The organism is Dehalococcoidia bacterium (assembly GCA_035574915.1).
Taxonomy (GTDB): Bacteria; Chloroflexota; Dehalococcoidia; order DSTF01; family WHTK01; genus DATLYJ01.
The window spans coordinates 1-12154 of sequence record DATLYJ010000166.1; the positions used below are offsets into that span (position 1 = coordinate 1).

12 protein-coding genes and 4 tRNA genes are annotated in these 12154 nt (G+C 69.3%); 7 read left to right on the forward strand and 9 right to left on the reverse strand.

The window, feature by feature from the left end; translation table 11 throughout:
- Positions 1-540, reverse strand: a 540-nt coding sequence (locus VNN10_14950; GenBank protein ID HXH23320.1) for a hypothetical protein, incomplete at its 3' end; no start/stop codon positions are given.
- 98 nt (positions 541-638) lie between these two features.
- The gene (locus tag VNN10_14955) at positions 639-3290 is read right to left on the reverse strand and encodes a hypothetical protein (protein HXH23321.1); all 2652 of its coding nucleotides are present in this window, start codon (positions 3288-3290) and stop codon (positions 639-641) included.
- Positions 3291-3579: 289 nt separating this feature from the next.
- Between VNN10_14955 and VNN10_14960 the strand changes: the two genes are divergently transcribed.
- Both VNN10_14960 and VNN10_14965 read left to right on the forward strand, forming a co-directional pair.
- Positions 3580-4413, forward strand: a complete 834-nt coding sequence (locus VNN10_14960) for an enoyl-CoA hydratase/isomerase family protein (GenBank protein HXH23322.1) — start codon at positions 3580-3582, stop codon at positions 4411-4413.
- A gap of 97 nt (positions 4414-4510) precedes the next feature.
- Complete coding sequence (locus tag VNN10_14965) at positions 4511-4747, forward strand: hypothetical protein (protein HXH23323.1); 237 nt, start codon at positions 4511-4513, stop codon at positions 4745-4747.
- A 40-nt stretch (positions 4748-4787) separates the two neighbouring features.
- Here VNN10_14965 and VNN10_14970 read toward each other — a convergent pair whose 3' ends face one another.
- On the reverse strand, positions 4788-5561 hold the full coding sequence (locus VNN10_14970) for a GntR family transcriptional regulator (GenBank protein ID HXH23324.1): 774 nt from the start codon (positions 5559-5561) through the stop codon (positions 4788-4790).
- Positions 5562-5933: 372 nt separating this feature from the next.
- On the opposite strand from VNN10_14970, the gene VNN10_14975 reads away from it, so the two are divergent.
- From VNN10_14975 to VNN10_14985, 3 genes are read left to right on the forward strand one after another with little or no spacing between them, the layout of a single operon-like run.
- A complete protein-coding gene (locus VNN10_14975; protein HXH23325.1) occupies positions 5934-6533 on the forward strand; it encodes a nitroreductase family protein in 600 nt (199 codons plus the stop codon).
- A 20-nt stretch (positions 6534-6553) separates the two neighbouring features.
- Entirely contained in the window at positions 6554-7753 is a 1200-nt protein-coding gene (locus tag VNN10_14980) for a CoA transferase (protein ID HXH23326.1), read from the forward strand.
- A 10-nt stretch (positions 7754-7763) separates the two neighbouring features.
- Positions 7764-8537 (forward strand): enoyl-CoA hydratase/isomerase family protein, encoded by a 774-nt coding sequence (locus VNN10_14985; protein HXH23327.1) that lies wholly within the window; start codon positions 7764-7766, stop codon positions 8535-8537.
- A gap of 39 nt (positions 8538-8576) precedes the next feature.
- Here the strand turns inward: VNN10_14985 and VNN10_14990 are convergent, their stop codons facing one another.
- From VNN10_14990 to VNN10_15015, 6 genes are all read right to left on the reverse strand, one after another.
- A complete protein-coding gene (locus VNN10_14990; protein ID HXH23328.1) occupies positions 8577-9230 on the reverse strand; it encodes an FmdE family protein in 654 nt (217 codons plus the stop codon).
- Positions 9231-9629: 399 nt separating this feature from the next.
- The gene (locus VNN10_14995) at positions 9630-10286 is read right to left on the reverse strand and encodes a LuxR C-terminal-related transcriptional regulator (protein ID HXH23329.1); all 657 of its coding nucleotides are present in this window, start codon (positions 10284-10286) and stop codon (positions 9630-9632) included.
- A gap of 79 nt (positions 10287-10365) precedes the next feature.
- Positions 10366-10452: transfer RNA gene (locus VNN10_15000), tRNA-Leu, on the reverse strand.
- Between the two features lie 160 nt (positions 10453-10612).
- Positions 10613-10687: transfer RNA gene (locus VNN10_15005), tRNA-Cys, on the reverse strand.
- 19 nt (positions 10688-10706) lie between these two features.
- A tRNA-Leu gene (locus VNN10_15010) sits at positions 10707-10791 on the reverse strand.
- 72 nt (positions 10792-10863) lie between these two features.
- Positions 10864-10939 (reverse strand) — tRNA-Trp (locus VNN10_15015).
- Between the two features lie 141 nt (positions 10940-11080).
- On the opposite strand from VNN10_15015, the gene VNN10_15020 reads away from it, so the two are divergent.
- Positions 11081-11674 (forward strand): sigma-70 family RNA polymerase sigma factor, encoded by a 594-nt coding sequence (locus VNN10_15020; GenBank protein HXH23330.1) that lies wholly within the window; start codon positions 11081-11083, stop codon positions 11672-11674.
- Positions 11671-12154 (forward strand): zf-HC2 domain-containing protein (locus tag VNN10_15025; GenBank protein ID HXH23331.1); only part of this gene is annotated, 484 nt, incomplete at its 3' end. The genes VNN10_15020 and VNN10_15025, both read left to right, overlap by 4 nt.

Here is a 12154-nt window from a genome sequence, read left to right on the forward strand (position 1 = left end):
GCCCGCCTTTGGCGCCAGCGAAGCCCGCAGCTTGGGCGCCCAGATGCCCGGCCGCAGCACCTGGGCGCCCAGGGCCCGCCAGCCGCGGGCGCGCTGCAGGTCTCGCGCCCGCCGGAAGGCGCCCTGGAGCGCAGCGCGCAGCGCCCCTTCCTCCGGCGCCGCGCGCGCCGTGCCCTGCCGGGACTCGGCGCCGCGGAGCAGCTTCGGCGCCCAGACCCAGACCTTGACCAGGTGGGCCAGGAAGGCCCGCGGCCCGAAGACGACCAGGAGCCGCAGGCCGCGCTCCAGGCCGGCAGCAAGGTTGCCGCGCAGGCTTCCGGCCGGCGCATGACGGTCGACCGCCGCGCGCAGTCGCGCGCTCACGCGGTAGGTAAGGGAGGATTCGATGACGTGGAAAGCCTCGGTGGCCTGCTCCAGGGCCTCCGCGTGGGCGCGCAGTCGCTCCTCCGCCCGGCGAAGCGCCTCCTCGAGCTCGCGCACGCGCGCCTCGAGGCGTTCCCGCTCGCCCGGGCGCCGGCGCCTCGAAGGCTGCTCAGCCACCGCCGCGCCCCGGACGGAGTGCCGTTTCCGTGATCAAAGCCACGAAAGCGATGTTAACCGACCGCGGCGTGGCAGGAGGCGCCGCGCCCGCCGGCAGATCAGGGAACTCTGCCCCGCTTGGCGTCCCTGTCCTCCATCACATTCTTGTGTTCCTCGACGACCCCTTCGATCACCCTGTCATGGTCGGCTTTGAGCTCGGCCAGCTTCTTGTCATACGCGTCCTTGGCCAGCAGGTCCTGGACGGGGTCGCCCGTCGGGGCCGGGGGGTCAGGCTGGCGGGCGACACTGGAGAAGTCGATGGGCCGCCATCTGCCCTGAGGGTCGACCAGGCCCTGGGCGTCTCCCTTGGCGAAGTAGCCCAGGTTCCAGAGCTGGTCGCCGTAATTCTTGATGTCGGCCATGGTCTGCGGGCTGAGAGCGTCGATCGACGCTTTCGTCAGGGCCTCCGCCTCGGCGAATTCCGGTGTGCCGGGTTTCGCGTAGCTCTCCATGAAGCCTCCCGGCACAGTCTCCATGGCAAAGCCGAGGCCGTCGGCGAACCTGGGGTCCGGAGGTATGTCGACCACGCCGAAGAAGGCCGGCGCTCTGTCGGTCGCCACGGCGGCCGCTTTCGCGCCCTCGACCTCGCGGGCGAAGACGTCCGCATGGCGCTTTTTGGAGAGTATCTTTACCTTGACGTCCACCTCCTGGCCTGACGGAAGCCGGACACGAGCGTCGAAGACGCCCAGGCCCCCGCCGGCGCCGGCGGTCGCCCCCTTGTGCTGCTTGCCGACAGGCGCCGTCCGGTCGATGCTCACGAGGGTGGCGGTCTCGGACACGATGCGGGTAGACGCCACCCGGCCGCGTGGCGTCTCGAGGACGCCGGCGCTGGCCTGCGGCGCGCTGCTGGCATCCGTCTGAGCGTGGGCGGCGTCGGTGGCCTGCTTGCCAGCAGTGGCCGGGTCGCCGGCGGAGCCGGGCGGCAGGGCATGCTGCGACCCCGGCGGCAGCTCCCGGCCACCCGTGCCTGTTACATCCGGGCGGCCCACCAGGGCGTCCCAGGCCTTGCCCTTGAGATTCGGCTCGTGGGTAATGATGTCGAGGGCGCCGCCGAGGACGATCTCCTGCACGGCGTTCGAGGCGACCTTCTCCAGCAGCTCGTCCATGCTCTTCGGCCAGTTGCCCTCGATCATGCCCTCGAGCACCACCTCGATGGGAGTCGATAGCACGCCAGAGCCGGCGTCGGCCAGGCGGCCGATGAGGAACGTCCGCACGCTGTCGTTCGTGACGAAGGTCAGCCTGTTGCCGAGCATGGCCTGAAACTTGCTCCCCAGCGCCCCGCCGATCAACGAGGTGATGAATGTGACGACCGCTTCCTTGCCGCCCTTCCAGAGGATGGCGCCCGGGTCGAAGCGCCCCTGGCCGACCTGCGACGCGGCCTCGAACGCCATCTCGGCGCCGCCGGCCCCGGCCGCCGAGCCGCCTGCAATCCCCAGCATTCCGTAGGCCCGGCCCGCGACGCCCCCGCCGATGGTGAGCACCACCTTGCAGCCGACCTTCACCGCCTCCAGCCCCTTGATTACGGTCGCAGCCCCTTCCAGCGTCCGGCGCCGGTAAGCGAAGACCTTACGGATGAACTCCTGGATTTCGTCCGCGACGATCGGGATCGTGAGCAGCGCCGCCTCATACTGGCCGCCGATGACGGCGGTCTCGATGCTGCGAGTGTGGCCGTAGACCTTCAACCAGTCGTCGAAGCTCGGCAGGACGGCGCTGGCGCGCTCCAGTTGCTCCGGCTTCAGGCTGCCGAGGAACTCCATCTTCTCGAAGAGGTTCATGTCGTCGAGCTTCTTGCCAGGCGGCAAGAACCTCGCAGCCGCTTCCCAGTCGATGTCGCTGCTGAAGAACTCGGCGACTGCGCTCACGCCCGGGAACTCCCGCTTGCGCTCCCTCTCGAACTCGAAGTCGCTCTCCGCCTTCTCCATCCAAAGGCGCAACTCCTTGCTCTGTTCCTTGGCCGCCCGGGCGACAGGGCTGCCCTCCACGCTCTCGTAGTAGTCGTGCCAGACGGTATTGCCCAGGGGGCCATTTCGCGGGTCGTGGAGCTTCTCCCACGTGATGAGGCCGCCCTCCGTCGGCAGCCAGACGCCGTTCCAGTAAACGCCGGCAAAGACATCCTCGATCGGGTGGGTGCCGCGCCCCATGAGGTCGAATATTGTCGGCTTGGAGGCCAGGCGCAGCACCCATCGCTCGCGGAACTGGCGCTCGGCATCGATGTTCCAGTCCTGCTCCCTGAGGATCCCCGGGTCGATCAGCTTCGAGGTGTCGACTTCGATGGTCGTGACCTCTGGTGGCTCCCTGAACTTCGACTCCACCCTCTCCCGCTGCTCGTGGTACTCGCTCAGGTACTGGTAGGACTCGATGCCCTCTCGCCGGTACTTCTCGCGGGCCCGCTTCTCGAACTCGGCGACGTCCTCGATGACGCCGCGCGTGTGCACACGCCAGTCGAGGTACTTCTGCACGGTCTTGATCTGCTTCGCATCCAGGACGCCCACCAGTTGCGGCCACTTGGAGGCGATCAACTCTTCCGCCCGCGGCGCCTTCTCCGAAGCCTCACCGCCCCCGGGCGCCCGCTGCAGCGCGGCCGCGGGCTGGAGCAGCGCATCGGCCTCCGCGGCAACGGACGGCCTCAGGGAGAGGAGCGCCCCCGGGGGCTCGGCGGCCGCGAGCCGCGCGAAGCCCGCGTTCCCCAGACTGGACTGCAGCGCCTGCACGCGCGCCGTGGCCGGTCCACGCTTGCCGCCTGTCTGCGGCTTTCCTGCGCCGGCGCCACGCTTCGATTGAGATGACGTCGGGCGGCCACGGCCGTTCCGGCGGGCATTTCCTCCCATTCCTCACCGTCCTCCAACGCCCGAGTCCTTCGGCAGGTCCGCGGCGGAGCCTACCATCAAAGGATTTTCCTGCGATTGACGGGCGGTTGATCTCGCCGCGTTCCGGGGGCGGACTGTTGCCGGGCGCCACGCTCGGGTCTAGACTCCGCGCCGAGCCGACAGGAGGTATCCCATGACCACACACGCGGGATCGCAGCCGGCGAGGATGCTGCCGCCCGTCGAGGAACGGGAGTGGCGCGAGGTACTGTGGGAGACATCCGCGTCGGGGGTCCTCACAATCACCCTCAACCGGCCCGAGCGCCTCAATGCCCTGAACTTCCGCCTCCTGCGAGAAGTGACGCAGCTGATCGAGCACGCGCGCTCGGAACAGAGCATTCGCGTCGTCGCCCTTCGCGGGCAGGGGACCCGCGCCTTCTGCTCTGGCGACGACCTCAAAGGCATGGACCCCGAGCCAGGCGTCGACAGCTCCCAGACCATGCACCACCCGCTACTGCTGGCGATACGAGAACTGCCGAAGCCCGTCGTGGCGCTCATCAAGGGCTTCGCGCTCGGCCACGGCTTCGAGTTGGCCTGTGCCTGCGACATGCGGCTCTGCGCCGACAACCTGGACGCCGGTGACCACCGCGTCTACCGCTCTATCGGCATGAACGGCGGCACATCCTGGTTCCTACCCCGCATCGTCGGCCAGGGACGCGCGCTCGAGCTGCTCATGACGGGTGCCCACATGACCGCCGAGCAGGCGCTGGCGTGGGGTTGGGCGACCAGGGTCTGGCCGCTGGCCGAGTTCGACGAGCGCGCCGGCGAGTATCTGGAGATGCTGGCGCGCCTGCCCACCATCGCCGCAGGCGCCTTCAAGGCCGCGGTCGAGTTCTCCTCATCCCACAGCCTGCGCGACTCCCTGGCGAACGAGCTGGCCGTCTCGGCGCGCATCCGCGGTACCGAGGACGCCGCCGAGGGCCGCCGCTCCTTCCATGAGAAGCGTGCGCCCGTCTATCACGGACGCTGAAGCGCCTTACGCGCGCGTCACGGAAGTCGAACGCGGCTGTAACGAGGCACTTTTGCCCTTTGACGGGGCCGGGGTCGCCTGCCGTTAGGCTGGAGGCATGGTACTGGTCTATCTCAAGGACGGCCGCTGCGTAGAGGTGGCAAACGCGGTGCGCGCCGAAGAGGCCGACGGGAACCTCGTCTGCTTCGATGCCGACTCCGCCCCGATCGCGACCTTCGCCGCGGCGGAAGTAACCGCATTCACTGCGGATGACCAGACGGCAGCACTCCTGAAAGACGAGGCGTGCACCGAGCTGGAAGTCCTGGAAGCGGACGGGACCGCCGAGCACGCCTGAACCAGGTCGGGCGGCGCCGCGAGCGCCCGCGCGCGGAGGCTCAGACCAGCGGCTCCGGCTCCTCGAGGTCGACGTGGAACTTCGAGCGGTCGCCGCGCACGATCATCTTCCGGTACTCGTAGGGTCGCCCGTCCGCCCGCATGCTGACGTGTGTGAACAGGAACGCGGGCGAGGCGACGCTCGCAGCCAGTAGTTCCGCCTCCGCTTCGTCGAGGACAGTAACCTCGATCTCCTTGTGCTGCCGTCCGCCCTCGATCCCGTACTGCTCGCGCAGGAAGGTCTTCATGGTCCTCGAGCGCAGCAGGGGCTGGTCGAAGTCCGGGAAGTTCCGGTAGGGCAGCCATGACGTGATGAGCATGTCTGGCGTCCCATCCACCGTCACGATCCGTCTCAGCTCCCAGACCTCGTCGCCCAGCGGCAGCTGCAGGCGCGCGGCCACGTTTGGCGGCGCGGGCCTGCGCGAGAGGCCGTCGATAACGGTGCGGGCGACGGCGCCTTCCAGCTTGAAGTCGCTAGGGTTCACGTACATGTCGAGGAGGTTGTGCGAAATCTTCGGCCGGGCAACGAAGGTGCCGCGCCCCGGGTAGCGCTCGATCAGTCCCTGGTGCTGGAGGTACTGGAGCGCCTGCCTCACGGTCGCCCGGCTGACGGAGAACTCCGCGGAAAGCTCCTTTTCGGTCGGCAGCTGGCGCCCCGGCTTCCACTCGCCGGACTCGATCTGCTGGATCAGCAGCTCGCGGAGCTGGTGGTACAGGGGTACGGAGCGGCTGAGGACCTTTCCGCCCTCGCTTTCGGCCTTGCCTCTTGACGCCATATCCATGCGAATACTACCATCCGCGGGCGCAAGGAATTGTACGGACAAATTCCGGGCGCGGTCCTTCAGGAGGACGCGAAATGGGAGCAAAGTACTGGGCCCGCATCGCCACGCCGCCGGCCTCCTCCACAAGCTGCAAATCACGCTGAAGCTGCGCGACATGCCCGTCTACCGAAAAGCGGTCGCAGGGGGAGCGCCCAGGACGTACTGTCCGGCTCCAGGACCTGAAGACCGAGGGCGTCATATAGTGCCACCGCCACAAGTGACTCGGACGATCGCGTGACGCGCGCCGGTAAGAGAGGGGCAAGCTCAGGTAGCTCACGCCAGGCCAGGAGTGCCCTGGAACCACTCCAGACGGGCAGAAAGGGACACATGACGACCACACGGGACCTCCCTGACATACAGGCGATCGAGGAGCTGCTTGCCACCCAGAGGGCTATTCGCTTCTTCGCCGACCGGCCGGTCGACGATGCCCTGATCGAGCGCGTCCTCCGGGCCGCGACGCGCGCCCCGAGCGCCCGCAACGCGCAGCCCTGGCGCTTCATCGTCGTCCGCAACCGTGAGACCAAGGCGGCCCTGGGCAAGATCTTCGACGAGCTCGGCGAGCGCATGCCTCATGGCGCGCCCGAGCGCATGCCCTGGGAGGAAGTCCCCGTCCTCATCGCCGTCTGCGCCGAGTCCGGGGCCGGTGCTCCTGCATCCGTCTCCGGGGCAGTGGCACAGGCGGCATCGATCTATCCGGCGGTGCAGAACATGCTGCTCGCCGCCCACGCCCTCGGCCTGGGCACCGTGATGACGACCCGCTGGAAGGCCCGGGAGGAGGAGGTGAAGCCCCTTCTCGGCGTGCCCGAGAACGTCGCGGTCTACGCCATCGTCCCGATGGGCTGGCCGGACAGAGCATACGGCCGGGGCAAGCGCCGGCCAGTCCGAGAGCTGACGTACCGCGAGACCTACGGCAATCCCTGGAAGTAGGTCCAGAAGGGAGGCGGTGAATGGGACCGCTCGAAGGTGTGCGCGTGCTGGACCTGACCTGGTTCCACCAGGGCGGTTACTCGACCGTGATCCTCGCCGACCTCGGCGCCGAGATCATCAAGGTGGAGCGCCCTGGTGTCGGCGACCCCGGCCGCCAAATCGGCCGCTTCGTCAAGGACGGCGCCACAATCGTCCCCTATTTCATCGCCCACGACCGGGGCAAGAAGAGCATCACGGTGGATCTCCAGCACCCCGAGGGCAAGGCGCTCATCGAACGCCTCGTCCCCACCGTGGACGTGCTCGTGCACAACTTCCGCCCGGGTGTGATGGAGCGCCTCGGCCTCGCCTACGAGGACCTGAGGCCTCTGAACCCAGGCCTGATCTACGCCTCGGCCTCCGCCTACGGCGAGCGCGGCCCCCTGCGCGAGCAGCCGGGTTTCGACATCGTGGGCCAGGCGCGCGGCGGCCTCATGAGCGTCACCGGTACGGAGGAGTCCGGGCCGCTCCCGGCCGGCGCTATGGTCGCCGACCATACCGGCGCCATGTTCCTGGCCCAGGGCATCACTGCGGCCCTCTACCACAAGGCGCGCACCGGCGAGGGCCAGGCCCTCGACGTCTCCCTGTACGGCACCGTGATGTGCTTGCAGTCCTGGGAGATCAACCAGTACTCCATCACCGGCAACCTGCCCCCTAAGTCGGGCCGCGGCCATCAGCTCAATCGCGGCCTCTGGGGCTCGTTCCAGTGCGCCGACGGCAAGTGGCTGGTGCTGGCCGGGATGGGCGGCGAGCGCTTCAACCGCTTCGTGGAGCTGGCCGGCCTCAAGGAGCGGCTCGAATCGGACCCCGCCCTCTCGACGCCAGAGGGGCGCATGCGGGACCGCGACCGGCTCTGGCGAGTGGTCGAGGAGGGCATGCGCAGCCGTCCGCGGGACGAGTGGTTGCGCTTGTTCGCGAAGCACGACATCATCGTCGCGCCGGTGCAGGACTACGCCGAAGTCCTCGAAGACGAACAGGCCTGGGCTAACGACTACCTCGTGCGGGTAGAGCACCCCGAGGCCGGCGAGCTCCGCATCGTCGGCACGCCGATCCACATGTCCGGCACGCCCGCCGGCAACTTCGCCCTGCCGCCGGAGCTTGGCCAGCACACCGAGGAGGTGCTGCTCGCTACCGGTTTTACCTGGGAAGACCTGACGCGCCTGCGCGAAGCGGGGGCCATCTAGAGGAGTGGACATGGACGGCGACGTAGTCTTGTGCGAGCGCGACGGCCCCGTAGCTCTCGTTACCCTCAACCGACCAGACAAGCACAACGCCGTCAACCGCGACATGCAGGCGGCCCTCGCCGCGACCATCGAGGCGCTGGAGGCGGACGACGACTGCCTGGTGATCGTGCTCACGGGCGCCGGCGACAAGGCCTTCTGCGCCGGCGCCGACATGGGCGAAGTGCTGGAGCGCGGTGCGCTGGAACCGCGGCCAGCGGGCGCGCCCCCACCGCCCCCCGCGCCAAACGGCGTCGGCGCAGTCGCCCGGGCGAAAAAGCCGGTCATCGGCGCGATCAACGGCTACGCCTACGGGCTGGGCGCGCAACTCTCGCTCTCCGTCGACATCCGCATCGCCTCGGAGAATGCGCGTTGGCGTTTCGTGGGCGCCAGCTACGGGCTCGTCGTTAGCGGCGCCGACCTGCCGCGCATCGTCGGCCCGGCGGTCGCGAAGGAGCTGCTCTTTACCACACGTGTGGTCGACGCTGACGAAGCGTTACGTATCGGCCTCGCCAACCGTGTGGTCCCCGCCGCCGACCTGCTGCCAACCTCGCTGGAGATGGCCAGGCAGATCGCCGCCAACTCTCCCGGCGCGGTGCGCTGGGCGAAGCGCGTCGTTGACGCCGCGACGACCATCGAGGCGGGCCGCGCCGCCGAAGCGGAAGCAGGGCGCGCCCTGCGCGGGACCAGCGACAACACGACGCGTTTCAGGGCAGCGGCGGAGCGGGTCATCGGCGGCGGCGCCTGAACCGCTCCGCTAGGCCGGCAACCGGAGCGCCTCGGCGGGTCAGCGCTTCACGTAGTAGGCGTTGCCAGCGCAAGCGGGACATCGGGGCTGCCCGTCGACCAGGACCTCACGCTGGTTGATGACCTCTTCGCCGCAAACGCTGCAGTCGACCCGGGACCCGTTGCGTCCGAGGACCTTTGCGACATCGAAGGCGAGGCTCACAGGCGTGACCGTCAGGAGCTGCGTGGCCGGCATCCGCTGGTAGCCGCGGAGTTGGGCGTAATAGCGACGCGGCTCGTCCGGCTCGAGGGCCGCGGCCAGTGCCCGGATGCCCGCCGCAGGGGCAATCCTGAAGGCCACCCCGCGGTCGACGTCGACGAAGGTCGCCGCCACACGCCCGTAGTCCTCCAGCCTCATGGTACGATGCCCCATCGAGCACCCGGTCGCGGCCTCGATGCCGTCGGCGAAGCAGCCGTCGGTCTCCACGAGGATCAGCACCCTGCCCTTCGCCGACTGTGGCTTGAACCCGAGCGCCTCGCGGGCCGCAAAGCCAATGCGCACCCCCAGTACCTGGCGCGGGCACAGGTGGTCATGGCGGGCGGCGGTCGCCGCCAGGGCGTCGATTACCTCGGGGTCCGTGGCCACGATCGAGGGCGAGGCCCCTTCGAGAGACTGGGACGCCGCGCGGACGGCAAGCGATCTTACGGCACTCATTACTCGACCCCGGCTGCCCTGGCCTTGTACGCGGCCGCCAGCACTATCGGGCCCCCCATCGTCTGGATGCCGGCGCCGCGAGGCCCGAGATCGCGAGCGTCCCGGCCACCGTGGCCAGAACGCCTTCGGCGCCAGTCATCCGGACTGGAAGGCGAGTTCGCGCCCCCTCGCCCAGCGATCGCCGAGAAGTCCAGTCCCTGCGCGCTCACACTCCCGTCCTGTGCTGAACCTATGCCCGTCCGATTAGCGGCGGGAGGGCCGTTCGGCTCGAATCTCTGGTGCCGTACTTCACGTATGCCCGGACGCACCACATTCAAGGACGCCCTCAGCGGCCCCTGGACAGCCCTTCCCCAGCGCCAACACGGTCGAGCCGCACGGCGACCATCATGGAAGGGGCCGCTACAGCAGTCCCCGGCGGGCCGCCTCGCGCACCGCCTCCCGCCGCGTGTGGACGCCGAGCTTGCGGAAGATGTTCTGCACGTGGTTGTTCACCGTGACCCGGGAGACGCCCAGCCGCATGACCAGCGCCGGCGTCGTGTAGCCGTCGGCGATGAGGCGCAGCACCTCGACCTCTCGCTTGCTCAGGGTGCCGCCCGGCTGAGCGCTGGCGCCCCGCGCCAGCTCCGACTCGGTGATGCCCATTCGCGCCAGCCTCTCCGACCGCGCCCTCTGGCTCACGTCCCGGACAAGGTGCACGAGCACCGCCCGTCCCCCTGCGCCGGCCGCGGGGATTACGCTCACGTCCAGGTTTCTCTCGCCCACACCCGACGCCACCATCTCGAAGCTCTCCGGGCGGCGGCCGAGGAGCGTGCCGGCGAAGATCGGGCAGGAGCGGCCGCAGATCGGCCGGCCCGCCTTGTCCATGCCCCCGAGCACGTCGTAGCAGTGACGTCCCTGGACCTCGGCCGGCGGCCGGGCAGTGATCGCGCTCATGCGGTCGCTCCAGAAGACGATGCGCTGGTCGGCGTCCACCGCGAACACGCCGTCGCGGGACCTGGCGACAAGCTCCAGCACCGCCTGGACGAGCACCTGCGGGTCGACCGCGCCGGCAGCCATGCACCTATGGTCGCCGCGCGCGCACCGCCGCGGTAGCGCCATTCGGCCCGTCCCCTGCCGACGGTTGCGGGGGTTCTACTGGTGCCGGGGGAGGGGATCGAACCCTCATACCCTTGCGGGCGGCGGATTTTAAGTCCGCTGCGTTTGCCAGTTTCGCCACCCCGGCACGCGGGCAAACACCTTCACGCGGACGTGCCTTGAGTGTAACAGCCGCCCCTGCCTCGGTCAGGCGAGCCGAGGCGATGCCGCATCCGTCCGTCCGCCCTGGCCGCGCACCATCCGAAAAGAGAAGCCGGCAACTGCTGCCGGCTTCTCGCTCTGAGGCTTGGAGGCGACGGGCGGATTCGAACCGCCGATCGGGGTTTTGCAGACCCCTGCCTTAACCACTTGGCCACGTCGCCAGACGGGACTGCCTGCTATTGGTGCCGAGGATGGGATTTGAACCCATACGCCCGAAGGCACGGCCCCCTCAAGACCGCGTGTCTACCAATTCCACCACCTCGGCGGGTGGCGTCCTTCATCAAGAAGGACATTCGTCTCGGTCGGACCAGCTACCTACAGACTCAGGCCGGTGCGCTGGCAGGAGTGGAGGGACTCGAACCCCCGACCGGCGGTTTTGGAGACCGCTGCTCTACCAACTGAGCTACACTCCTCCGCCACCGATGAAGTCTAGCAATTCGCCCCAGCCCCCTTCAAGCTCACTCCACCCTCGACAGCAGCACCGCCGGAGAGGCACTGCGACAATACAGGCCTTCCCGAATGCCCGACTGCCCGGATCCCTGTATCGTTCCTCTGTGCCTGACGACTCGCTCCTCGACCGCGCCCGCCGGGGCGATCTCGCTGCTTTCAACGCCCTCGTCGAGGAGCACCAGGCCATCGTCTACAACGTCTGCCTGCGCATGCTCGGCAGCCCGGCCGCGGCCGAGGACGCCGCCCAGGAGGCCTTCATCTCCGCCTGGCGCAACCTCGGCAGCCTGCGCGGCGACCAGTTCCGCGCCTGGCTGCTGCGCATCGCCGCCAACGCCTGCAGAGACGAGTTGCGGCGCCGCTCCCGCCGCCCGGCCGCCTCCCTGCAGGCCGCCTTCGAGGAGGGCATGGCCGAGCCGGCAGACCCCGAGCCCGCGCCCGAGACCTCCCTCCTCAGCGCCGAGCTCCGCGGCCAGGTCCAGGAGGCCCTCCTGCTCTTGCCTGAGGACCAGCGACTCGCCGTCGTCCTCTGCGACCTCCAGGGCCTCGAATACGACGAGATCGCCCGCGTCACGGGCACGAACATCGGCACCGTGAAGTCACGGCTCAGCCGCGGCCGCGCGCGCCTCCGGGCCCTTCTGCTGGCGAAGCCGGAACTATTGCCGGAGCACTTTCGTCTTAAATCCGAGGGACGCACGTGATCTCGGTCTTTCGACGCATGCTCTCGCGCCACGCCGTCTCGGACGAGGACCTCTCGACATTGGCCGACGGCCGCCCCACGCCGCCCCGCGAGGCAGCGGTACTCGCCCACGTCGAGGTGTGCGAGCCCTGTCGCCACAAGCTCGCCGAGCTCCGCGCCCTGAAGGCTCTCCTCGCCGCCGTGCCGCAGGCCGCACCCCGGCGCTCCTTCGCGCTCGGGGCCGAGCACCAGCGGCGCCCCTCGGTCGCACCGAAGGCAAGCTCGCGCCTCGTCTTTGCCCCGGCGGCGGCCCTCTCCGCGCTCCTCCTCCTTCTCGCTGCCGACTTCGCCCTTATCGATAACGGGGCCGGGCGCGCTACCGATGGCGCCGCATCCCTCGCCGCGGACAAGGCCGCCTCTGAGGCGGCGCCGGCGGCGCCACAGCCCGCGGCGGCCGGCCGCGCCGCCAGCGACTCCCCGGCAGAGCCGTCGCCTTCCGCCG